Below are 20,030 nucleotides of genomic sequence, written 5' to 3'. Positions count from 1 at the left end.
CGGGGCATGACAAGGATACCTCCGATCGGGCCTTGAACCGTTCCGCTCGGATTGCCATTGTCTTTTCGAGAGTTCGCGCAAAGTTGAGGCCGCCAGGAGACCGAAATGACCCAGACCAACAACCGGTTTTTCGACGAGATCGGCCGCCTGATGAACGATGCCGCCGGTGCCGCGCAGGGCGTCAAGCGCGAGTTCGACACGGTGATGCGCACCCAGGCCGAAAAATTCCTGCGCGACATGGACCTCGTCAAGCGCGAGGAGTTCGAGGCGGTCAAGGACATGGCCCGCCTGGCCCGCGAGGAGAACGAGGCCCTGAAGGCGCGCATCGTGGCGCTGGAGGCCAAGCTCGGCGGGTAGGCTCTTACCCTCCCCTGGAGGGGGAGGGTCGATCGCGCGTAGCGCGAGCGGGGCGGGGTGACGGTCTCTCCGCGTCGAAAGTGCCCGTGGGGAGAGATCACCACCCCGTCTCACATTTCGCTGCGCTCAATGTGAGCCGACCCTCCCCTCCAGGGAGGGTGTCCGCCCATTCTCCTTGTCATTTCCGCATCTTCCGGGTAAAAGCCCGCCAGTTCGTGGCCCCCGCACCCCTGGAGGCTTGCTGCGAACGATGCCATGGGCCGCGCTGCGGCCCATTAACTTTTGCAAAAACAAGGACTTAACGACATGGCGACGACCGTCAAGGAATTGAAGGCGACCGCACGTCCGAAGAGCGGCAAGGGGGCCGCCCGGGCTGAGCGTCGCGCCGGGAGAGTGCCCGGAGTGATCTATGGTAACAACCAGCCCCCGCTCCCGATCTCGGTTGACGATCGCGAACTGCGCCAGCGCATCCTCGCCGGCCGGTTCCTGACCACGCTGGTCGACGTCGAACTCGACGGCAAGAAGCACCGCGTGATTCCGCGCGATTACCACCTTGATCCGGTCAAGGACTTCCCGATCCATGTCGACTTCATGCGGCTCGGCGAAGGCGCCACCATCCGCATCAGCGTGCCCCTGCACGTCGTGAAGTCGGAAGCCTCCCCGGGCGTGAAGCGCGGCGGCACCGTCAACATCGTCGCCCACGCGATCGAGCTCGAATGCGGTGTCGAGAGCATCCCGCAGTACATCGAGGCCGACGTTGGCGCGCTGGAAATCGGTCACTCCTTGCATCTGTCCGACGTCAAGCTGCCGAGCGGCGTGAAGGCGCTGACCCGCGAGGACGCAACCCTCGTCACCATCGTGCCGCCGTCCGGCTACGCCGAAGAGCAGAAGGCCGCCGCTGCGGCTGCTGCTCCGGGCGCTGCTGCGGCTGCTCCGGCGGCTGGCGCTGCGGCTCCGGCTGCTGCTGCTCCGGCGGCTGCTGCCAAGGCTCCCGCCGGCGGCGACAAGAAGAAGTAATCTCTCAAAGCTGGCGCGCGGTCCCTGACCGCGTGCCGAGCGAGGGGCGCGCCGCGTCATGCGACTCTTTGTTGGGCTCGGCAATCCCGGCGCTAAATACGCACGTAACCGGCACAATATCGGCTTCATGGCCGTCGACGAGATCGCGCGGCGTCATGGTTTCGCACCATGGCGCCGTCGTTTTCAGGGCGAGACCTCGGAAGGCACGCTCGGCACTGAGCGCGTGATCCTGCTCAAGCCCACGACCTACATGAACGATTCCGGCCGCGCCGTGCAGGAAGCCGCAAGCTTCTTCAAGATCGCCTTGGGCGACGTCACCGTGTTTCACGACGAGCTCGAACTGCCGCCGGGCAAGGTACGGGTGAAGATCGGCGGCGGCATCGCCGGCCATAACGGCCTGCGCTCGATCTCGGCGCATATCGGCAACGACTACCGCCGGGTCCGGCTCGGGATCGGTCATCCCGGCGTCAAGGAAATGGTGCACGGCCACGTGCTGTCGGACTTCGCCAAGGCCGACAACGACTGGGTGACGACGCTGTACGAGGCGGTGGCCGAGCACGCGGCACTGGTCGCCAAGGGCACGGATGCGACCTTCGCCAACAGGGTGCATCTCGCCATGCAGGCGAAGGGATTTTTGACCAAGGACGAGAACGGCAAGGAATAACGCTCGTGGGATTTAAATGCGGAATCGTCGGGTTGCCCAATGTCGGCAAGTCGACCTTGTTCAATGCGCTGACCGAGACGGCCGCGGCCCAAGCCGCGAACTATCCGTTCTGCACCATCGAGCCGAATGTCGGCGAGGTCGCCGTGCCCGATCCGCGGCTCGACAAGCTCGCGGCGATCGCCAAGTCGGGACAGATCATCCCGACCCGGCTGACCTTCGTCGACATCGCTGGCCTCGTCCGCGGCGCCTCCAAGGGCGAGGGCCTCGGCAACCAGTTCCTCGCCAACATCCGCGAGGTCGACGCCATCGCGCATGTCGTGCGCTGCTTTGAGGATTCCGACATCACCCATGTCGAGGGCAAGATCGCCCCGCTCGCCGACATCGAGACCATTGAGACCGAGCTGATGCTCGCCGACCTCGACAGCCTCGAGAAGCGCGTCGACAACCTCACCAAGAAGGCCAAGGGCAACGACAAGGACGCCAAGGAGCAGCTCGACCTCGTCAACCGCACCCTGGTGCTGCTGCGCGAGGGCAAGCCCGCGCGCCTCGTCGAGCGCAAGGCGGAGGAGGAGCGCGCCTTCGGCATGCTCGGCCTGCTGTCGTCCAAGCCCGTGCTCTATGTCTGCAACGTCGAGGAAGGCTCGGCCGCGACCGGCAATGCGTTCTCCCAGGCGGTGCAGGAGCAGGCCGCCAAGGAAGGCGCGGTCGCCGTCGTCATCTCCGCCAAGATCGAATCCGAGATCGCCACCATTTCGCGTGAAGAGCGCGCCGACTTCCTGGAGACGCTGGGTCTAGAGGAAGCCGGCCTCGATCGCCTGATCCGCGCCGGCTACACGCTGCTCGACCTCATCACCTACTTCACGGTGGGCCCGAAGGAAGCGCGCGCCTGGACCATCTACCGCGGCACCAAGGCGCCGGGCGCGGCGGGCGTGATCCATACCGACTTCGAGAAGGGCTTTATCCGCGCAGAGACGATTGCGTATGAGGACTACGTCGGGCTCGGCGGCGAAGCCGGCGCGCGCGATGCCGGCAAGCTCCGCCTCGAAGGCAAGGAATACGTCGTCGCCGACGGCGACGTGATGCATTTCAGGTTTAATACGTAAGCCGCGAACATCGGTGCCTTAGGGTGGGTTAGCCCCGCAGATACGCGAAGCGTATTTGCGCAGCGTAATCCACCTCTTCTGCTTCCGCGGAGATAGACAGTGGTGGGTTACGCCTGCGGCTAACCCACCCTACGGCACCTGCGCTCACTTCATCCCGCTGCCCTGGTCGCGGATGGCGCCCAGATGCTCGTTAATGCGGAAGACGATCAGGATCAGCTCCGCGGCGATGCGCGAGAACACGATTCCGACGACGACGCTGGCGATCGACGACAGCAGCACCAGGAAGCCGCCGAATGGGCTGATCGCCATCGCAGCCAGGCCGGAGAAGATGCCGGAGAGGCCGAACAGGCAGATCAGCGCGATCACCAGCCAGTAGAAGGTCTTGATGATCGTCGGCGTGATGAAGCGGTCCCACTGAAACAGATCGCTGAATGAAAACATTGCTCTCCCCAGGGCATCGGGCCTTGGTAATGGATCTTTGGCCCTCGGTTGATCCGACTCAAGACCAACGCCGCCACCCCGTATGTAGCACGAGCCATGCGGGCCGGCGGGTTGAGATTGCCGCAAAGTGCGGCCACAATCTGTCATTTCCGCTAGCCAATCCCAAGATGACCCTGACCTTCGAAGATTTCCCGCCCGGCCGGTTCGGAACATTCGGCCCGCGCCACGTCACCCGCGACGAGATTCTGGCCTTCGCGGCCGAGTTCGATCCGCAGCCGATGCATCTGGACGAGGAGGCCGCAGCCAAGAGCATGCTGCGTGGTCTGTCCGGCTCAGGCTGGCACCTCTGCTCGCTGATGATGCGGATGATGGCCGACGGTTTTATTACCCGCGCCGCGTCGCTGGGGTCTCCCGGCGTCGACGAGGTGCGCTGGCTCTCGCCGCTCCGGCCCGGCGACGATCTCACGCTCGACGTCGACGTGCTGGAGGCCCGCACCTCGAAGAGCCGCCCCGAGCTCGGCATCGTCAAGTTCAAATGCACCGTGCGCAATGCCCAGGGCCAGGCGCTTGGCGAGATGACCTCGCCGATCCTGATCAAGCGGCGCGAGGGGGCGATCTGATGCGGTTCTTCGACGACATCGAGATCGGCCAGCGCCGCGAGATCGGCACCTATACGTTCACGGCCGAGGCCATCAAGAATTTCGCCGCGAAATTCGATCCGCAGCGCTTTCATCTCGACGAAGAGGAGGGCAAGAACTCGCTGTTCGGCGGGCTCGCCGCCTCGGGCTGGCATGTCGGCTCGGCCTGCATGAGCCTGCTTGTCGCCGACGGCCAGCGCCTGGCGCGCGAGGCCGTATCGCGCGGTGAGGAGGTTGCGGTGTGGGGGCCTTCGCCGGGCTTTCGCGATCTGCGCTGGATCAGGCCGGTGCTTGCCGGCGACACCGTCGCTTACGTCAACGTCGTCACCGACAAGCGCACCTCGGCCTCGCGCCCCGGCTGGGGCATCCTGACCGCCCGCACCACCGGCACCAACCAGCGCGGCGAGGACGTCTATTCCATCACCGCCAGCGCCTTCGTGCCGATGCGCGCGAAAGAGCGTTAGATCTGTTCCAAGATGAACGTTCCAAATGAGTGCGCGAGTGTTGCCCGCGCGCTATGGACGCGATTCCGGGCGGCTGCCATAAGCCTGCGCAACATGGTTACCGCGAAGCAGTTTGGCGGAACCAGTGAGTTGCTAACTAATTATGAACCTGTCGCTGTCTAATTGAAACGAATTGGGCAGAGACAGGGGACGAGGACCATGGCTGATCGCGGCGCACTCAAGTTTGTTGGATTTATCTTCGCTACCGCGACGCTGGCCGTGATGCTGGTCGCCGGCATGGTGGTGAAGGGCTATGCCGATGGCGCCTACACCCTGGAAGCCTCGGCCGTCGACGCGAGCCGGTAAGAATCTGTTAAGTTTTCGGGGCCGGAAAACGGTCCCGCCTCAGCGGCTATAGACGAACGCCAGCACCGCGACCGCAACCACCAGCAATCCGACAAAGCGCAGCATGATCGTGCCGAGCTGATTTTGCGCGGGCCGCAGCGATATCGGGTCCGTGTTGTCGGGCCGAATGCTTTCCATGAGATGTCCCCCGGCCCGGCCGCAAGAGAAGCGGGCGCTTGGCATTGGTCGTTGGGAAACGGCGGAGGGTTCAAAGGCGTGGTGGCGTTGCGGCTAGCCAAGCCCTCCGCTGTCATGCCCCGGCTTGACCGGGGCATCCAGTACGCCGCGGCCTCTCGGATCAATCACTGGCTTCTCTGGAATACTGGATCGCCCGGTCAAGCCGGGCGATGACACCATTCGTTGGGAACGTGTGCGTCCTCATCACTCCCAGAATCAAAACCGCCGCGCTCCTTGCGGAACGCGGCGGCCGGTGATGCGTAGTTTCAGCGATCAGCTATTGCGCAGGCCGTCGGCGGCGCGCTTCCACTGCGAGACGTTGTCGGCGATCATCCGCGTCGACTTCATCGCGGCCTGGCTGAGCTGGGCATAGCCGGAGATCTCGCGCTGGACGCGCTGGCCCTCGGCATGCAGCAGGTCGCGCAGGCTCTCGAGTTCCGAGATCAGATTCTCGATCTCGGCGAGCGAGGTGCCGGCGACGCGCTGGATCAGCGAGTTGACGTTGGTGACGGTGGCCTCCGCGCTCGGATCGAGCGGGGCCGCGTCGGTGGTCGTCGCCGCCGGACGGCGCAGATAGGCGATGTCGTTGCGGACGAAGTCGCGGATGCCGGCTTCGACTTCCGTGACAGCAGCGAGGTTGGTGTCGACCGTCTCGGTCTCGGCGGCTTCGGTCTTTTCCGGACGCATGGCGTTCATCGTTATTCCCCTGTTCGCGTTGAGCGCAGCGCGAGTGTCCCCCGCACGACGACGTCTGTGAGGCAGCCCGCATCAGGGCGCCGGAATTGGGCCGCAAATGGGCCGAGATGCGGCAAGGGCGGACCATTCGGGGGTTTTGCCGTGGCGTATGGTTAGGAGAGTGTGAACGTCGCTGCGGCAGCGACCGTTCCGGCTCCTCATGGTGATGAGCGTGAAGCGCGTCTCGAACCATGCAGGCCCGCTGCCGCAACGGGGACCTCGATCCTTCGAGACGCACTCCTTCGGAGCGCTCCTCAGGATGAGGGGAGAGAGCGGCGCGTCGGCCTACCAGCTCTTCTTGAAACCCGCGGTCACGCTCTTGTTGATCGCGCCCTGCGAGGTCTCGCCGACCGAGCCGGAGACGGTGACGTTGTCGAACAGCTTCTGCTCGGCGCCGACCTTGCGCAGCCATTTGTCGTCGGTGGTCGACAGCGTCTGGCCGGCGGTAACGCTGGTGCCGGTGTCGGTGAGGGTGACCTTGGCGGTCTGGTCGGTCTCGTAATTGCGGGTGATGTGGCCGCCGATGCCAGGGACCGCACTCGTGCCCTGCTGGTTGACGCTGTAGCCGTTCTGCAGCGTCAGCGAGGTGTCGCCGGACAGCGGCACCGATTTGGTCAGCGAGGCCCCGAGCTTGCTGTGTTCCGAGCCGGGATCGACGCGGGCTTCCACCGCGGTCTTGTCCCAGATCACTCCAGCGCCGGGCGCGGTCGCGGTCGCCCAGGCGCTGCCGGAGGATTGCGGCAGGTTGCCGCCATTGGTGGCCTTTTGCGCCAGCAGCTCGGACATCGTCCGCGGCTCGCTGGTCACCGTCATATCGGCGCCGATCCGCGTATCCCAGAACGAGAACACGGATTGCTTCACCGTCACCGCCGAGGAGCCGTTCGCATTGGCGTTCGACGACCAGTCGAGGCCGTCCTTGGCGGCGGCCTGGGCGCGCTTCTTGGCGGCGATGGGGTCAATGCCGGTGCCGGCATCGACCGCGAGCTGGCTCCAGTCGAGCTTGTCGACGTCGATGCCTTTGAGCACGTCGGGGTCGTTGACGTCGGGGGCCTCTGCCGTCTCGGTCTCGGCCTCGTCGGACGCGGCCGCGGGTGGGGAGAAGGGCGGAATGATCTGCGCCGAAACCGTCAGCACGGAGCCCAAGATGAACGCGGCCGCCAGCACCGGCAGCCTGGTCCAGCCGAAACCCGTCGAGAATTCCATCGTCCTGCCCGCCAACCCCAGCGCATGTAGTCCGCCAATATAAGGCGGTCCTTGGTGATGACCATGCGCCATTCGGTCTGCCTGCATCAATGCGGATTTATCGTTGCGAAATTGTGGCAACTCGCGTGGGGACGCGAACCAACGGGCCGCGCGAAAGGCGCGCGCCCGACGACGAGCTTCCGGCACGACGGCATCCGGCGGGGCTGGAGGCCAGGACGTCGCGTCAGGCATTGTCATCGGTCCCGAACAGCGGGGCCCGTTGGCGTCCCCCTCAGCCGACGCTGGTCATCTTCGGCAGATGAATGGCGCGGCCGAGTGCCTGATCGACCAGGTCGAAGGTGTCGATCAGGACGCGCATGCTGGTGAGCTTGCCCGCCCTGAACTGGGCGAACTGCGCGACCCGCAAGCTGATCGGCTTGTTGGAATCCAGTGCCGTCAGCGAATAGCGCAGCATCGAGGCGGCGGAATCGACGCCCAGCATGATGCTCTCGCGGTCGAAGCGGCGGACCTGGAAATTGTCGGCGAGCTGGCGGATGACGTCGAGCACGGCGTCCTTGCCCTGGCGCGCGCCGAGGAACGGAAACATGTCGATCGGGCCGTAGAGCGCCCATTCGACATCCTCGTCGATCTGGGCCTCGATGTCCTCGAAATGCCGGTCGTTGATCGCGCGGTGCAACGCGCGCGAGAAACGCCAGAGGCTGTGCTCTGTCATTTTGGCAGTCCTGAAGCTGGCTTTGCGAAAGAAAAACGGAAAACGACCCCAGGCGCAGTCAGGCGGTGGGGCTTAACTCATTTGTATACGAATAAAATACGCGATTTCGGCCAAAACGCAATTCACGTTTTCGCAATGCACAATTGATGGCGATATGTGAGATTCGCAATAGAACCCCGTAATCTTCCGGGTCCCGGCGGCTCGCGTGCGGGTTCCAGCGGCGAGAGGAGGATCAGTCCACCCGCGCCCCCAAGATCAGCGGCCCGATCTCGCGCTCCAGCACCTGCTGCACCAGATCGTAGGAATCGATGATCTCTCGGATCTGCGCCACCAGCCCGCCACGGAAGGTGTAGAACACGGCCATGTCGAATTGCACGATGCGGCCGTTGCTGCGCTTCCTGAAATAGGCCTGCATGTAGGTCGCGACCGCCTCGCCTTCGGCAAGGATGTGCGGCGCCTTGTAGCGGATCTCTGAATAGCGCGACCAGACCGTCTGCCACAGCTCACGCAGCTCTTGCTTGCCGTGGCGCGGCACCATGTGCGGCAGCACGTCGATGGGCGCATGAGTGAGGAAGTCGACGTCGTCGGTGCAGCACGCCAGCGCGGCCTCGATATCGCCGCGCGCAAAGGCGTCGAGCAGATGCAGCACGCGCTGCCTGTTCAGCGATTCGACCGTCATGCAGCACCTGCCTTCACCACCCGCGGATTGCGACGCTGTCGCGCGACACGCTCGCCCATCCAATCCAAGAAACACAGGGTGATTGTCGTTATGACGCGCGAGCGCAATGCCCGGTTCATGGGGGTGCAATTAAAGGTTGCGCGCGTCTGCGCATGCAAGAATTCGGGCGGGTTTTCGCGTGCCGCGATGACGCCGTGTGCACATCGGCGGGCGCGGTTTGCCATGCGCTGCGCGCGGGGAACCCGCGGCTATCCGCACTCGTTGAGATGCCGACATCGCATCCGGAGACATCAATCCATGAAAGCCCCGCTTCTCGCCGTCGCCGCCGCGCTCCTGATCTGCGGCGCGACCTCCGCCGCCAACGCCAAGGGCTGCATCAAGGGCGCCGTCGTCGGCGGCGTCGCCGGCCACTATGCCGGCCATCACGGCGTGCTCGGCGCAGCCGCCGGCTGCATCTACGGCCGCCATCATGCGAAGGAGCAGGAAAGGCAGCGGCAGCAGCAGCAGCAGAGCCAGGTGAACGGACAGGGGAAGCTGTAGAGGCACGGAAAACTTCGCGCCCACCGTCTTCTGTCCGGCATGCCCCGATGGTAAGTTCCAATCGCTAACGCTGAGGTTGAGTCGGGCGAGGGGACGATGGACGCCGGGAAGTTCTTTTGGGGCGTCGTCCTCACAATCCTGTTCCTGTGCCTCCTCGTTGCTTTCATCAGAAGCGTGTTCCGCTCGCGGGGCGTCAAATACAATTGGCTCGGCGTGTTACTGTCGTTCTCGACAATCGGCCTCGCCATCTACCTGGTATTTTTCCGCCAGCTCTGAGGTCCTTCGCCCCGCCCGCTGCTTTGGGCGGGGCCGCCGCACCGCGTGACCCACCTCACATCACTCCGCTCCCGACGCGACTAACGTCATCCGCATGTCAACAGGGAGACGTGCCATGGCCGCTATCGCCACCGCCAGAAAGTCCCGCCTGCACAACGCGCTCGAAGGCCTCGCGCTGACCGCGATCCTCCAGAGCTTCCCGACCTTCGCCGCCGCCACATTCCTGCTCAAGCTCGTCGGCAACCACGACCTCGTCGGCGACCCCGGCGTCGCCATCTTCGTCGCAATCGCCTCGCTCGGCCACGCACTGGTCGCGGTGAGCTTCGGTCCGAGCTTCCCCGCCTTCTTCAAGACCGTCTATGAGCCGAAATTCTTCGAAGCCCATCTGTCGCTGTCCGACAAGATCACGGCCTGGCGCACCCAGCCGATCGCCTCGCTCCAGCTCGTGACCATCGTGCTGCTGCTGTCGGTGATGGCCGTGGTGACGGCGAGCGTGGGGTGAGGGGGAAAAGATATCTCCGCTGGTCATTCCAGGGCGCCGCAATTGTCCGCCGAAGTTCGAAGAGTGAAGGCGGAAGCGGCGAGCCCGGTGCGGATGTGCCGCCTACCTCTTCTTCCACCCGCCCCTTCGCCCCGGCTGCCCACCCGTCGACTTCGGCGCCGGCCCGAACTCCGGGCCCGACTGCCTTGAGTCCGTCGGCTGGATGATCCGGCTCGTACTTCCAAACGGCTTGGACGGCAGTGTCTGCTTCTCGCGGTAGGGCAGCGATTCCGGGCCGTGCATCTCGTCGAGATGCGGCTTGTGGACCTTCGAGCCGCTACCGCCGCCGCTGGCTTTCAGCGCGGAGCCCACGGTCTTCTTCTTCATCGCGCTGACCGGCAAATTCGCGGCATCGCCGTACTTCTTGCTGCCGGCATAGGCGCCGGCCTTGCCCTGCACGGTGCGCTGTTTGGCGGTGGGATCATCGACCACGGCAAGCTCGGTAGCGCGCAGGCGCTTGACCTCGTCGCGCAGGCGCGCGGCTTCCTCGAAGTTCAGATCGGCGGCGGCCTCGCGCATCCGCGTTTCCAGATCGCCGAGCACGGCTTCGAAGTTGTGGCCGATCGAGATGACGTCGTCGGTCATGTCGTGGCCGCCGACCTCGATCAGCACGTGGTCGCGCTCGTAGACGGAGTTGAGGATGTCGCCGATCTGCTTCTTCACGCTCTCCGGCGTGATGCCGTGGGCGGTGTTGTACTCGACCTGCTTTTCGCGGCGGCGGTTGGTCTCGGCGATGGCGCGCTCCATCGACCCCGTCATCTGGTCGGCATAGAGGATCACCTTGCCGTCGACGTTGCGCGCGGCGCGGCCGATGGTCTGGATCAGCGAGGTCTCGCTGCGCAAAAAGCCTTCCTTGTCGGCGTCGAGGATCGCGACCAGCGCGCATTCGGGAATGTCGAGGCCTTCGCGCAACAGGTTGATGCCGACCAGCGCGTCGAACGCGCCGAGACGGAGGTCGCGGATGATCTCGATGCGCTCGATCGTGTCGATGTCGGAGTGCATGTAGCGAACGCGAATGCCCTGCTCGTGCAGATATTCGGTGAGGTCCTCCGCCATGCGCTTGGTCAGCACCGTGATCAGCGAGCGGTAGCCGGCCTGCGCAGTGGCGCGGACTTCGCCGACGAGATCGTCGACCTGGGTGCGGGCGGGGCGGATGTCGACGGGCGGATCAATCAGCCCGGTGGGGCGAATGACCTGTTCGACGAATACGCCGCCGCTCTCGTTCAGCTCCCAGGCACTCGGCGTCGCCGACACCGCGACCGTCTGCGGCCGCATCATGTCCCATTCCTCGAAGCGGAGCGGGCGGTTGTCCATGCAGGATGGCAGGCGGAAGCCGTATTCGGCCAACGTCGCCTTGCGGCGGAAGTCGCCGCGGAACATGCCGCCGATCTGCGGCACCGTGACATGGCTTTCGTCGGCAAACACCAGCGCGTTGTCGGGGACGTATTCGAACAGCGTCGGCGGCGGCTCGCCGGGGCGGCGCCCGGTGAGATAGCGCGAATAGTTCTCGATGCCGGCGCAGCTCCCTGTTGCCTCCATCATCTCGAGGTCGAAAGTGGTGCGCTGCTCCAGCCGCTGCGCTTCGAGCAGGCGCCCCTGGTCGTGCAGCTGGTCGAGCCGCTGCTTCAGCTCCGATTTGATCGACTTGATCGCCTGCACCAACGTCGGGCGCGGCGTCACATAGTGCGAGTTGGCGTACATCTTGATGAATTCGAGCTCGTCCTGCTTGTGGCCGGTGAGCGGATCGAATTCTTCGATGGTCTCGATGGTGTCGCCGAACAGGTTCACGCGCCAGGCCCGGTCCTCATAGTGCGCCGGGAAGATGTCGATGACGTCGCCGCGCACCCGGAACGTGCCGCGGGTGAAATCGGCCTGGGTGCGCTTATACTGGAGCGCGACGAGATCGGCGATGAGCTGGCGCTGGTCGATGCGCTCGCCCTTCTTCAGTGCGAAGGTCATCGCGGTGTAGGTCTCGACCGAGCCGATACCATAGATGCAGGACACCGAAGCGACGATGATGACGTCGTCGCGTTCGAGCAGCGCGCGCGTCGCCGAGTGGCGCATGCGGTCGATCTGCTCGTTGATCGAGGAGTCCTTTTCTATGTAGGTGTCCGTGCGCGGGACATACGCTTCCGGCTGGTAGTAGTCGTAATACGAGACGAAATACTCGACCGCGTTGTCGGGGAAGAAGCTCTTGAACTCGCCATAGAGCTGGGCGGCGAGCGTCTTGTTCGGCGCCAGGATGATGGCGGGGCGCTGCGTCGCCTCGATCACCTTGGCCATGGTGTAGGTCTTGCCGGAGCCGGTGACGCCGAGCAGCACCTGCGAACGGTCGTTGCGCTGGATGCCTTCGACCAGCTCGGCGATCGCGGTCGGCTGGTCGCCGCGCGGCTCATAGGGCGACTTGATCTCGAAGCGGACGCCGCCTTCGGACTTTTCGGGGCGCGGCGGCCGGTGCGGGGTCCACACCTTGGTGGAGCCGTCGTTCTTGCGGAACTCCGGCCGGCCCTCGCGGATCAGCGATTCCAGCGCATCCGCGGTCGCCTTGACGCCGAGCGCCTCCATCTTGCTGCGCGGCGGACGTGCCAGCGCTTCGGCATCGTCCTCCTCGGTGGGCAGGCCAAGCTGCCGCGCCAGTTCCGGATCGAGCGTCGGGATCGTGGCCGCGGTTCCGTAATTGGCCTGCGGCGCTTCTTCCAGTCCGCCAATTTCGGTGGATTGCCGGGCGCCCGCCGGCTGCGGGTTGGGCCGCAGCGGCATCGGCCGCGCACTGTCCTGCGGAAACTCCTTCGGCGTCGAGGCCCGCGCGCGATGCGCCGCAGCCTCGCCGCCCGAGCGGCGGTCGCGCGAATTGTCCGGCGGCGGCTGCAGCCCGGTGCCCGAGCCAAGCCCGGCGTCGCCGCGATTGATCGCGGGATTGAGCAGCTCGGCCAGCGCCGGCCCGATCGGCTGCACGTCGGGGCGATGTGCCTTCGAGTTGGGGGCCTTGGTCTTGGGGGATTTGCCGGATTTTTCGGAGGATGCAGGTTTCTTCGCCATGAGGCGAATATGGGATGAGTCCGCCTCCCGATAAAGGGCGAACGACCATCCTCATGCAGCCTGCTGACAGCAGGTTGGCAGCAGCCTCGGCCTCACGCCGCCGGCAGCGGCCCGCCGTCGTCCTCACCCGCCTGATACGGCTTGAGGATGTCGAGGTGGATGCCGCCGCAATCGGTGCAGCGCATGGTCCAGTATTCGCACCCCGCGCGGCCGCCGATCACGCGGAGCACCGAGAGATCGCCGGCGCATTCCGGGCAATTCGACAGCACGTTGCGGGCGTAAATTCTCGGCCGCGGCGTGTCTTCGATGTCGATGACTGACATGACCCGGTTCCCCCCTTTATGCTGCTGCCCGGTTCGCTTGCCGTCCGGCTTGCTTATTCGTCGTCGCTGTCGGCCCGGCGGCGGAAGCGGTCGATGTGGTGCTTGGCGTCGGCGATCGCGGCGTTCTGATCGGGCCAGGCGAAACCGACTTCCATCGCCGGAAACAGCACGCCGTCGATGGCGACGGGGCTGAGATCGGCGCGGCGGATGCGGGCGTGCCAGAGGCCTTTGCCAGCCTCGAAGGATTCAATGTCAAAGCCGTCGTAGAGGGTCGTCATTCTTGTCGGTCCCACGTTTCTTTTCGGAGGGTCAGGGGACCACGTTTGCGGATTCCGGAATGTGAAGCCGTTCACAAGCGGCAGGCTTTTTTGCCTCGGGCGTCAGTTCCGCGCGGCGACACGGCCCGTCCGCTTGACCGGGCGGGCAGCGGGTTCCGAGGCCGCGCGCATGATCCAGCGGCGGAACGCGGCAAAGTCGCGGTGCTCGGTTTGAAAGCTGCGATAGAGCAGGTACCAGCGCATGCCCTTGGGCACCGAGAGGTCGAACGGGGCGACCAGCCGGCCGGCGGCGAGGTCGTCGTCGATATAGGGGCGGATGCCCATGGCGATGCCGAGCCCGTCGGCGGCGGCCTGCAGCGCCTGGCCGTAAAACTGGAACTCCGGCCCGCGCGGATTGATGCGGGTGAGGTTCGCGGCTTTCAGCCAGATCGGCCAGTCCTCCGGCGAATGTTCGACCCGGATCAGACTCGGTCCCTTCAGGTCGGCCGGGCGCTTCAGGCCGCTCGCGAGGCGGGGCACGCAGACGGGCGTGAGATCGCCGGCGAACAGGGGCTCGGCGACCAACCCGGGCCAGTCGCCGGTGCCGAGCTTGATGCCGCAGCTCCAGTCCTCGCCGAACGGCACCGACGCGCCGCCAGTGGTGAAGCGCACCTCGATGTCGGGCTCTTCGCTGCGAAACTCCGACAGGCGCGGGATCAGCCAGCGCATCGCAAAGGTGTGGCCGACGCCGATGGTGAGCACGCGGACGCTTGCCGGCGCCGTCACCTGCGCGGTGAGGCTTGCCAGCGCATCGAAGATCGGCGTCAGCCCGCTCTGGTAGGCGCGGCCGGCCTGCGTCAGCACCAGGCGATTGGCCTTGCGCTCGAACAGCGCGACGCCGAGGCGCTCTTCCAGGAGATGCACCATGCGGCTGACCGCGGCCGCCGACACGCTCAGCTCCAGCCCGGCCGCAGCAAAGCTGCCGGTCCGCGCCGCCGCCTCGAATGCCTTGATGCCGTTGAGAAACAGCAGACGCCGCAAAGGCAAGACCCTTATACAAGACCCTCAGGAAAGCTGATGCCAGGCCAAGATAACTCAGTTTGCGCGGAAGGAGCAAGCGAGGCAGATTTTCCAGCGTAGTTTCGGAATGATTTGTCGGGAGTGCCGCGGCTTCTTCGCCTCTCCCCGCGTGCGGGGAGAGGCCGGAATCCAAGCAATGCTTGGATTCCGGGGAAGGGACTCTCCACGAGTCACTCTCGCCGTCCCCGCGGAGGCTCCCCCTCACCCCACCCTCTCCCCGCAAGCAGGGCGAGGGAGTGAGACAGCCCGCGTCCCTTACTCAACGGCCCCACCACCGGAGATTCCCCACGTGACGCCCATCATGATCGCTGCCCTCGGATTGCTGATGGTCGCCACCGCGTTCCTGTCGGGGCTGTTCGGCATGGCGGGCGGGCTGATCCTGATCGGTGTGCTGCTGGCACTGATGCCGCTGCCGACCGCGATGGTGCTGCATGCGATCACGCAGATGGCCTCGAACGGCTGGCGCGCATTTCTGTGGCGCGCGCATATCCGCTGGCGGCCGGTCGCGAACTATATGGTCGGCGCTGCCGTCGCGCTCGCGGCCTGGTCGATCACGCGCTACGTGCCTGATAAGCCGATGGCGCTGCTGCTGCTCGGCGTCACCCCGTTCATGGCGCGGCTGTTGCCGTCGAACATCAAGCCGGATCCCGACCGTCTCTGGCAGGGCACCGTCTACGGCACGATCTGCATGGGCTTGATGCTGATGACCGGCGTCTCGGGTCCGCTGCTCGACACCTTCTTCCTCGGCGGCGATTTCGGCCGACGCGAGAAGGTCGCGACCAAGGCGATGTGCCAGCTCGTTAGCCATTTCACCAAGCTGATCTATTTCGGCGGCATCATCGACCAGGCTGCGAGCCTCGATCCCGTGCTCGCCGGGGTCGCCATCCTTGCCTCGATGCTCGGCACCACGCTGGCGCGGCGCATCCTGGAAGCGATGACCGATCAGCAATTCGTGGCCTGGTCGAACAAGCTGATCACCACCATCGCCTGCTACTACATCGCCTACGGCGGCTGGCTGATGGTTCGCACGCCAGTGCTGGCCGCCTTCGACAAGGGAGGTTTGCAATGAGCTGTAGCGCCGATCCGCTGGTGCTGGACTTCGTCGAATGGGTTGCGCGCGAGCCGCGCGCCTATGCCGAGGTGATCGCGACCTGGAAAACTTCGTGCCCGCGCCTCACCATCTGGGAAGACGCCACTGAGCGCGGCTACGTCGCGCGCGAGACGCTGCCCGGTCTCGGGCTGGTGATCGCGGTGACGGAGGGCGGCGAGAAATTGCTGCGAACCAACGGGCGCTAACTCTCGCCACATCGTCATTGCGAGCGTCAGCGAAGCAATCCAGAATGTCGCCGCGCGGCAGGCTGGATTGCTTCGTCGCAAGGGCTCCTCGCAATGACGGAGCCAGTGGAGGCGCCTTTGTCACTCAAACTCTACGAACTCGTCGGCACCGACGCCTCGCGTCCCTTCAGCCCGTATTGCTGGCGCACGCGGATGGCGCTGGCGCACAAGGGCCTCGCGGCGGAATCGCTGCCCTGGCGCTTCACCGAGAAGAGCGCGCTTGCGCCGCATGGCTCGGAGAAGGTTCCGGTGCTGTTGCACGATGACAAGCCCGTCGTCGACTCCTGGATGATCGCGACCTATCTCGAGGATAATTTCCCGGACCGTCCGTCGCTGTTCGGCGGCGAGGGCGGCCGCGCCATCGCGCGCATGATCAACACCTTCGGCGACATCGCCGTGGTCGGCGGCATCTTTCCGCTGATCGTCGCCGACATCCCGACGAATCTCGCCGAGGTCGACGCCGCCTATTTCCGAAAATCGCGCGAGGCGCGCTTCGGCGGCAAGAGCCTGGAAGCGGTCATGGCGAGCCGCGACATTGGCGTGGTCGCCTTCCGCAAGTCGCTCGAGGTGATGCGCCAGACGTTGAAGAAGCAGCCCTATCTCGGCGGCGAGGCGCCTAACTACGCCGACTACATCGTGTTTGGCGGTTTCCAGTGGGCGCGCGTGGTGAGCCCGTTCAAGCTGCTCGAGACGGATGATCCGGTGTATGCATGGCGCGAAAAGCTGCTCGATGCGTTCGACGGCATGGCGCGGAAATCGCCGGGGCATGAGGTGTAAGGTACGGTCTCTCCGACGTCGTCCCCGCGAACGCGGGGATCCATACCGCGTGATCTATTCGAGCGCGGATGGTCGAAGTACCGGACGACCAGTCTTCGCCAAACCTCTCCCTGTGGTTATGGGTCCCTGCGTTCGCAGGGACGACAGGGAGGGTGCGGTGATCCTCTCGCGGTTAACGAGCCGCCGCGCTCGCTTCCGCCGCCGCCTTGCGTAAGCACTCGCGGCACAGGCAGTCTTCGCCCTCGACCGGCATCGGCAGCTTCGCGGTTTCCTCCGCGCACCAGCAATTGCCCGAGAGGTCGCAGCCGAACTCGGTGCCGCAGCGCGCGCAGGCGAGGCGGCGCGGTTCCGGCGGTGAGGATTCTTTCGGATTTGTCATGATTTACGTCGAAGCTTCGCCGTGATTTTCATGTCGGGTTCATCGGTCGCTGCGGTATATTAGGCGTCGCGCGCGGACTCCGAAAGCGGCTCCTGACACGCGAAGGACAAATCGATGGCCCGCGATTCGCAAGCCGCGCTCGTCGCGCTCAACCGTTTTGGCTTCGGCGCCCGCGGCGGCGCCTCGGGCGATCTCATCAACGCAGCCTCCGATCCGCGCGGTTTCGTGAAGGCAGAGCTGGTCCGTGCGAGCGGGGTGCTGCTGGAGGCGCCCGGTCTGCAATCGACCCAGCAACTCGGGCAGGCCGTCTTCGCCTATCAGGATCAGGTCAGGCAGGCGCGCGAAGCGGCGAAGGCCGCCGCGCCCGCCGAGACGCCGCCGCCTGCGCCGACCGAACAGAAGCCCGGGCTCCGCCGCAATCTCTCGCTGAATGCGGCAGCAACGGAGGTCGCCGGCCAGATGACGGAGGCCAAGCCGGCGGACAACAAGCCGGCGGACAATGCGGCAAGGCCGGACGCGATGCAGCCCAACGCCGCCGCGCCGCCGGCCGCAAAGCCGGCACCTCAGCCGCTCAACGTGATTCAAAAGACCTTCCGCTCCGAGGCGCTGGCTCGCCTGCAGCGCGCGACGCTGGCGACCTGCGGCTTCACCGAGCGTCTCGTCGCGTTCTGGTCCAACCATTTCTGCATTTCCGCGACGAAGGGCGAGCTGGCGCGGATCTGGGCCGGCGCGTTCGAGCGCGAGGCGATCAGGCCGCATGTGCTCGGGCATTTTGCCGACATGCTGAAAGCGGTCGAGCAGCATCCGGCGATGCTGTTCTTCCTCGACAATCAGCAATCGCTCGGGCCGGATTCGCGCGCAGGCCAGAATCGCAAGCGGGGGCTCAACGAAAATCTCGCGCGCGAGATCATGGAGCTGCATACCCTCGGCGTCGGCGGCGGCTATACGCAGGAGGACGTCACCTCGCTCGCGCGCATCATCACCGGCTGGACCTTTGCCGGAAGGCAGGGTCAGCTCGGCACACCCGGCTCCTTCGTGTTCAACGCCAATGCGCACCAGCCCGGCGCACAGATGTTGCTCGGCAAGAGCTACGAGGCGGCGGGCCTGGCGCAAGGCGAAGCCGCGCTCGCCGACATCGCGCGCCATCCGTCGACCGCGAATTTCATCGCCACCAAGTTCGTTCGCCATTTCGTCGCCGACGATCCGCCGCCGGGATTGGTGGCGCGGCTGCGTGAAATCTTCGTCAAGACCGACGGCGACCTCAAGGCGCTTGCCACGGCGCTGGTCGATTCCGACGAGGCGTGGAAGGCGCCGCTGACCAAGATGCGCTCGCCCTATGATTTTCTGGTCGCGAGCGGCCGGCTGCTCGCGCGCGTGCCGGAGGATCCCGGCGCCTATCTGAACGATCTCAATTTGCTGGGACAGCCGCTGTGGTCGCCGGCCGGCCCCAATGGTTTCCCCGATACCAGCGCCGCATGGGCCGCGCCTGAGGGCATGAAGCTCAGGCTCGATATCGCCGCGCAGATGGGCGCACGGCTCGGGCCCAACATCGATCCGCTGGATCTGCTCGAGTTCGCGGCGTCGGACGCGGCCTCGATCGAAACGCGCCGGACCATCGAGCGCGCGGAGTCGCGCCAGAAGGCGCTGGCGCTGCTGCTGATGTCGCCGGAAATGCAGAGGAGGTGACGATGGACTGCACCGAGAACCGGCTCCTCACCTCGCGCCGCGGTCTTCTGCTCGGCGGCGCCTCGTTCGCAGCCTGGGCTTACCTGCCGAAATTCGCACGCGCGGCCGATGGGCGCGATCCCAGGCTGATCGTGGTGATCCTGCGCGGCGCGCTCGACGGTCTCTCGACCGTCGCGCCGATCGGCGATCCCGATTATGCCGGCCTGCACGGCTCGATCGCGCTCGCCGCGGACGGCGCGCATCCCGCGATCATGCTGGATTCCCCCTTCGCGCTGCATCCGGCGATGCCGGAGTTTGCGCGCATGTATCGCAACAAGCATGCCGCGGTGATTCACGCAGTGGCGACGCCCTATCGCGACCGTTCGCATTTCGACGGCCAGGACGTGCTCGAGAGCGGCTATGCCGGGCCTGGCCGCGTGCAGTCCGGCTGGCTCAATCGCGCGCTGGAAGCGCTGCCGCGCGGCGAGCGCGTGTCGAGCGCTCTTGCGGTCGGGCCTACCACGCCGCTGGTGCTGCGCGGCAACGCGCCGACCGTCGGATGGGCGCCGGTGGCGCTACCGCAGGCGGACGACGACACCGCGATGCGCCTCGTCGATCTCTACCGTCATCGCGATCCCGCGCTGGCGCTGGCCTTGTCGCAAGGCCTCCAGCTCGACAAGGCCGCGAGCGGGGACGACATGAAGCCGAAACCCGGCAATGCGGTGGCGCAGATGCGCCAGGTCGCGCGCGGCGCGGCCAAGCTGATGGCGGCGGACGACGGCCCGCGCATCGCCGCGCTCGCCTTCGACGGCTGGGACACGCATGCCAATGAAGGCGGCCCGGTCGGTCGTCTCGCCTTCCTGCTCGGCGGGCTCGGTGGCGCACTCGCCGAATTCGAAAGCGGCTTGGGGGAGCGCTGGCGCGACACTGTCGTCGTCGTCGCCACCGAGTTCGGCCGCACCGCGCGGATCAATGGCACCGACGGCACCGATCACGGCACCGGCACGATCGCGCTGCTCGCCGGGGGCGCCGTGAAAGGTGGCCGCGTCATCTCCGACTGGCCGGGCCTCAAGCTCGCGAACTTGTATGAAGCTCGCGATCTCAAGCCGACCACCGATCTTCGCTCCGTGATCAAGGGCGTGCTGCAGGGCCAGTTCGGCCTGTCCGATCGCGTGCTGGCCGAGACGGTGTTCCCGGATAGTGCGGGAGTACGGCCGATGAAGGGATTGGTCGCCTAACCCCAC

At 65.7% G+C, this 20,030-nt stretch carries 26 protein-coding genes; 15 read left to right on the top strand and 11 right to left on the bottom strand.

All coding sequences use genetic code 11. The annotated features are described in order from the left end of the window. Nucleotides 1–105 precede the first annotated feature (105 nt). From GA0061098_RS17820 to ychF, 4 genes are all read left to right on the top strand, one after another. Nucleotides 106–357 carry an accessory factor UbiK family protein gene (locus GA0061098_RS17820; protein WP_028151569.1) on the top strand — a complete coding sequence of 84 codons (252 nt, stop codon included), beginning with the start codon at nt 106–108 and terminating at the stop codon, nt 355–357. Between the two features lie 306 nt (nt 358–663). Further along, nucleotides 664–1,374, top strand: coding sequence for a 50S ribosomal protein L25/general stress protein Ctc (locus GA0061098_RS17815; protein WP_091958509.1), 711 nt, complete (start codon nt 664–666; stop codon nt 1,372–1,374). Nucleotides 1,375–1,432: 58 nt separating this feature from the next. Then, a complete protein-coding gene (gene pth, locus GA0061098_RS17810; RefSeq protein ID WP_091958506.1) occupies nt 1,433–2,038 on the top strand; it encodes an aminoacyl-tRNA hydrolase in 606 nt (201 codons plus the stop codon). A 5-nt stretch (nt 2,039–2,043) separates the two neighbouring features. After that, entirely contained in the window at nt 2,044–3,141 is a 1,098-nt protein-coding gene (gene ychF / locus GA0061098_RS17805) for a redox-regulated ATPase YchF (RefSeq protein ID WP_091958503.1), read from the top strand. A gap of 144 nt (nt 3,142–3,285) precedes the next feature. On the opposite strand, the gene GA0061098_RS17800 is transcribed toward ychF, so the two are convergent. Continuing rightward, nucleotides 3,286–3,582 carry a DUF4282 domain-containing protein gene (locus GA0061098_RS17800; RefSeq protein ID WP_091958499.1) on the bottom strand — a complete coding sequence of 99 codons (297 nt, stop codon included), beginning with the start codon at nt 3,580–3,582 and terminating at the stop codon, nt 3,286–3,288. A gap of 167 nt (nt 3,583–3,749) precedes the next feature. Between GA0061098_RS17800 and GA0061098_RS17795 the strand changes: the two genes are divergently transcribed. The 3 genes from GA0061098_RS17795 to GA0061098_RS45050 all read left to right on the top strand — a co-directional run bounded on the left by GA0061098_RS17795 (nt 3,750) and on the right by GA0061098_RS45050 (nt 5,029). Next, nucleotides 3,750–4,202 carry a MaoC family dehydratase gene (locus GA0061098_RS17795; protein ID WP_091958495.1) on the top strand — a complete coding sequence of 151 codons (453 nt, stop codon included), beginning with the start codon at nt 3,750–3,752 and terminating at the stop codon, nt 4,200–4,202. Next, the gene (locus GA0061098_RS17790) at nt 4,202–4,684 is read left to right on the top strand and encodes a MaoC family dehydratase (RefSeq protein ID WP_091958490.1); all 483 of its coding nucleotides are present in this window, start codon (nt 4,202–4,204) and stop codon (nt 4,682–4,684) included. The genes GA0061098_RS17795 and GA0061098_RS17790 overlap by 1 nt, the downstream gene beginning before the upstream one ends. 198 nt (nt 4,685–4,882) lie before the next feature. After that, complete coding sequence (locus GA0061098_RS45050; RefSeq protein ID WP_018318322.1) at nt 4,883–5,029, top strand: hypothetical protein; 147 nt, start codon at nt 4,883–4,885, stop codon at nt 5,027–5,029. A 39-nt stretch (nt 5,030–5,068) separates the two neighbouring features. Here GA0061098_RS45050 and GA0061098_RS45045 read toward each other — a convergent pair whose 3' ends face one another. The 5 genes from GA0061098_RS45045 to GA0061098_RS17770 form a co-directional block, all read right to left on the bottom strand. Next, the gene (locus tag GA0061098_RS45045) at nt 5,069–5,206 is read right to left on the bottom strand and encodes a hypothetical protein (RefSeq protein WP_165637433.1); all 138 of its coding nucleotides are present in this window, start codon (nt 5,204–5,206) and stop codon (nt 5,069–5,071) included. Between the two features lie 312 nt (nt 5,207–5,518). Next, complete coding sequence (locus tag GA0061098_RS17785; RefSeq protein WP_091958487.1) at nt 5,519–5,941, bottom strand: hypothetical protein; 423 nt, start codon at nt 5,939–5,941, stop codon at nt 5,519–5,521. A gap of 324 nt (nt 5,942–6,265) precedes the next feature. After that, nucleotides 6,266–7,183, bottom strand: a complete 918-nt coding sequence (locus tag GA0061098_RS17780; RefSeq protein WP_165637432.1) for a hypothetical protein — start codon at nt 7,181–7,183, stop codon at nt 6,266–6,268. A gap of 271 nt (nt 7,184–7,454) precedes the next feature. Then, nucleotides 7,455–7,895 carry a nuclear transport factor 2 family protein gene (locus tag GA0061098_RS17775; RefSeq protein WP_091958481.1) on the bottom strand — a complete coding sequence of 147 codons (441 nt, stop codon included), beginning with the start codon at nt 7,893–7,895 and terminating at the stop codon, nt 7,455–7,457. A gap of 232 nt (nt 7,896–8,127) precedes the next feature. Then, nucleotides 8,128–8,574, bottom strand: a complete 447-nt coding sequence (locus tag GA0061098_RS17770) for a nuclear transport factor 2 family protein (protein WP_165637431.1) — start codon at nt 8,572–8,574, stop codon at nt 8,128–8,130. Nucleotides 8,575–8,871: 297 nt separating this feature from the next. On the opposite strand from GA0061098_RS17770, the gene GA0061098_RS17765 reads away from it, so the two are divergent. The 3 genes from GA0061098_RS17765 to GA0061098_RS17755 all read left to right on the top strand — a co-directional run bounded on the left by GA0061098_RS17765 (nt 8,872) and on the right by GA0061098_RS17755 (nt 9,892). After that, nucleotides 8,872–9,114 carry a hypothetical protein gene (locus tag GA0061098_RS17765; RefSeq protein WP_091958478.1) on the top strand — a complete coding sequence of 81 codons (243 nt, stop codon included), beginning with the start codon at nt 8,872–8,874 and terminating at the stop codon, nt 9,112–9,114. Between the two features lie 96 nt (nt 9,115–9,210). Next, nucleotides 9,211–9,390 carry a hypothetical protein gene (locus GA0061098_RS17760; RefSeq protein ID WP_091958475.1) on the top strand — a complete coding sequence of 60 codons (180 nt, stop codon included), beginning with the start codon at nt 9,211–9,213 and terminating at the stop codon, nt 9,388–9,390. Nucleotides 9,391–9,505: 115 nt separating this feature from the next. Beyond that, complete coding sequence (locus GA0061098_RS17755) at nt 9,506–9,892, top strand: hypothetical protein (RefSeq protein ID WP_091958472.1); 387 nt, start codon at nt 9,506–9,508, stop codon at nt 9,890–9,892. A gap of 102 nt (nt 9,893–9,994) precedes the next feature. Here the strand turns inward: GA0061098_RS17755 and uvrB are convergent, their stop codons facing one another. From uvrB to GA0061098_RS17735, 4 genes are all read right to left on the bottom strand, one after another. After that, entirely contained in the window at nt 9,995–12,970 is a 2,976-nt protein-coding gene (gene uvrB, locus GA0061098_RS17750) for an excinuclease ABC subunit UvrB (protein ID WP_091958469.1), read from the bottom strand. Nucleotides 12,971–13,062: 92 nt separating this feature from the next. After that, a complete protein-coding gene (locus tag GA0061098_RS17745) occupies nt 13,063–13,293 on the bottom strand; it encodes a hypothetical protein (RefSeq protein WP_091958465.1) in 231 nt (76 codons plus the stop codon). A 53-nt stretch (nt 13,294–13,346) separates the two neighbouring features. After that, nucleotides 13,347–13,571 carry a hypothetical protein gene (locus GA0061098_RS17740; protein ID WP_018318312.1) on the bottom strand — a complete coding sequence of 75 codons (225 nt, stop codon included), beginning with the start codon at nt 13,569–13,571 and terminating at the stop codon, nt 13,347–13,349. A 102-nt stretch (nt 13,572–13,673) separates the two neighbouring features. Further along, nucleotides 13,674–14,591 (bottom strand): LysR substrate-binding domain-containing protein, encoded by a 918-nt coding sequence (locus GA0061098_RS17735; protein WP_028140186.1) that lies wholly within the window; start codon nt 14,589–14,591, stop codon nt 13,674–13,676. A gap of 328 nt (nt 14,592–14,919) precedes the next feature. Between GA0061098_RS17735 and GA0061098_RS17730 the strand changes: the two genes are divergently transcribed. The 3 genes from GA0061098_RS17730 to GA0061098_RS17720 all read left to right on the top strand — a co-directional run bounded on the left by GA0061098_RS17730 (nt 14,920) and on the right by GA0061098_RS17720 (nt 16,742). Further along, the gene (locus tag GA0061098_RS17730) at nt 14,920–15,699 is read left to right on the top strand and encodes a sulfite exporter TauE/SafE family protein (protein ID WP_091958462.1); all 780 of its coding nucleotides are present in this window, start codon (nt 14,920–14,922) and stop codon (nt 15,697–15,699) included. After that, nucleotides 15,696–15,926, top strand: a complete 231-nt coding sequence (locus GA0061098_RS17725; RefSeq protein ID WP_091958459.1) for a hypothetical protein — start codon at nt 15,696–15,698, stop codon at nt 15,924–15,926. The genes GA0061098_RS17730 and GA0061098_RS17725 overlap by 4 nt, the downstream gene beginning before the upstream one ends. Before the next feature lie 117 nt (nt 15,927–16,043). After that, entirely contained in the window at nt 16,044–16,742 is a 699-nt protein-coding gene (locus GA0061098_RS17720; protein WP_165637430.1) for a glutathione S-transferase family protein, read from the top strand. Nucleotides 16,743–16,914: 172 nt separating this feature from the next. On the opposite strand, the gene GA0061098_RS17715 is transcribed toward GA0061098_RS17720, so the two are convergent. Continuing rightward, entirely contained in the window at nt 16,915–17,121 is a 207-nt protein-coding gene (locus tag GA0061098_RS17715) for a cysteine-rich CWC family protein (protein WP_091958453.1), read from the bottom strand. Between the two features lie 114 nt (nt 17,122–17,235). On the opposite strand from GA0061098_RS17715, the gene GA0061098_RS17710 reads away from it, so the two are divergent. Next, entirely contained in the window at nt 17,236–18,807 is a 1,572-nt protein-coding gene (locus GA0061098_RS17710; protein WP_091958450.1) for a DUF1800 domain-containing protein, read from the top strand. Nucleotides 18,808–18,809: 2 nt separating this feature from the next. Then, nucleotides 18,810–20,024, top strand: coding sequence for a DUF1501 domain-containing protein (locus GA0061098_RS17705; protein ID WP_091958445.1), 1,215 nt, complete (start codon nt 18,810–18,812; stop codon nt 20,022–20,024). Nucleotides 20,025–20,030 lie beyond the last annotated feature (6 nt).

The sequence above is a fragment of the Bradyrhizobium shewense genome, assembly GCF_900094605.1.
Classification (GTDB): Bacteria; Pseudomonadota; Alphaproteobacteria; order Rhizobiales; family Xanthobacteraceae; genus Bradyrhizobium; species Bradyrhizobium shewense.
Note: the sequence above shows the minus strand (reverse complement) of the source record. Positions and strands in the feature narration are given on the sequence as shown.

Excerpts from the sequence above, each read along its gene's own strand:
- GA0061098_RS17820 (WP_028151569.1), top strand. The coding sequence starts at position 106 with ATGACCCAGACCAACAACCGGTTTTTCGACGAGATCGGCCGCCTGATG.
- GA0061098_RS17815 (WP_091958509.1), top strand. The coding sequence starts at position 664 with ATGGCGACGACCGTCAAGGAATTGAAGGCGACCGCACGTCCGAAGAGC.
- pth (WP_091958506.1), top strand. The coding sequence starts at position 1,433 with ATGCGACTCTTTGTTGGGCTCGGCAATCCCGGCGCTAAATACGCACGT.
- GA0061098_RS17800 (WP_091958499.1), bottom strand. The coding sequence starts at position 3,582 with ATGTTTTCATTCAGCGATCTGTTTCAGTGGGACCGCTTCATCACGCCG.
- GA0061098_RS17795 (WP_091958495.1), top strand. The coding sequence starts at position 3,750 with ATGACCCTGACCTTCGAAGATTTCCCGCCCGGCCGGTTCGGAACATTC.
- GA0061098_RS17790 (WP_091958490.1), top strand. The coding sequence starts at position 4,202 with ATGCGGTTCTTCGACGACATCGAGATCGGCCAGCGCCGCGAGATCGGC.
- GA0061098_RS45050 (WP_018318322.1), top strand. The coding sequence starts at position 4,883 with ATGGCTGATCGCGGCGCACTCAAGTTTGTTGGATTTATCTTCGCTACC.
- GA0061098_RS45045 (WP_165637433.1), bottom strand. The coding sequence starts at position 5,206 with ATGGAAAGCATTCGGCCCGACAACACGGACCCGATATCGCTGCGGCCC.
- GA0061098_RS17785 (WP_091958487.1), bottom strand. The coding sequence starts at position 5,941 with ATGAACGCCATGCGTCCGGAAAAGACCGAAGCCGCCGAGACCGAGACG.
- GA0061098_RS17780 (WP_165637432.1), bottom strand. The coding sequence starts at position 7,183 with ATGGAATTCTCGACGGGTTTCGGCTGGACCAGGCTGCCGGTGCTGGCG.
- GA0061098_RS17775 (WP_091958481.1), bottom strand. The coding sequence starts at position 7,895 with ATGACAGAGCACAGCCTCTGGCGTTTCTCGCGCGCGTTGCACCGCGCG.
- GA0061098_RS17770 (WP_165637431.1), bottom strand. The coding sequence starts at position 8,574 with ATGACGGTCGAATCGCTGAACAGGCAGCGCGTGCTGCATCTGCTCGAC.
- GA0061098_RS17765 (WP_091958478.1), top strand. The coding sequence starts at position 8,872 with ATGAAAGCCCCGCTTCTCGCCGTCGCCGCCGCGCTCCTGATCTGCGGC.
- GA0061098_RS17760 (WP_091958475.1), top strand. The coding sequence starts at position 9,211 with ATGGACGCCGGGAAGTTCTTTTGGGGCGTCGTCCTCACAATCCTGTTC.
- GA0061098_RS17755 (WP_091958472.1), top strand. The coding sequence starts at position 9,506 with ATGGCCGCTATCGCCACCGCCAGAAAGTCCCGCCTGCACAACGCGCTC.
- uvrB (WP_091958469.1), bottom strand. The coding sequence starts at position 12,970 with ATGGCGAAGAAACCTGCATCCTCCGAAAAATCCGGCAAATCCCCCAAG.
- GA0061098_RS17745 (WP_091958465.1), bottom strand. The coding sequence starts at position 13,293 with ATGTCAGTCATCGACATCGAAGACACGCCGCGGCCGAGAATTTACGCC.
- GA0061098_RS17740 (WP_018318312.1), bottom strand. The coding sequence starts at position 13,571 with ATGACGACCCTCTACGACGGCTTTGACATTGAATCCTTCGAGGCTGGC.
- GA0061098_RS17725 (WP_091958459.1), top strand. The coding sequence starts at position 15,696 with ATGAGCTGTAGCGCCGATCCGCTGGTGCTGGACTTCGTCGAATGGGTT.
- GA0061098_RS17715 (WP_091958453.1), bottom strand. The coding sequence starts at position 17,121 with ATGACAAATCCGAAAGAATCCTCACCGCCGGAACCGCGCCGCCTCGCC.
- GA0061098_RS17710 (WP_091958450.1), top strand. The coding sequence starts at position 17,236 with ATGGCCCGCGATTCGCAAGCCGCGCTCGTCGCGCTCAACCGTTTTGGC.
- GA0061098_RS17705 (WP_091958445.1), top strand. The coding sequence starts at position 18,810 with ATGGACTGCACCGAGAACCGGCTCCTCACCTCGCGCCGCGGTCTTCTG.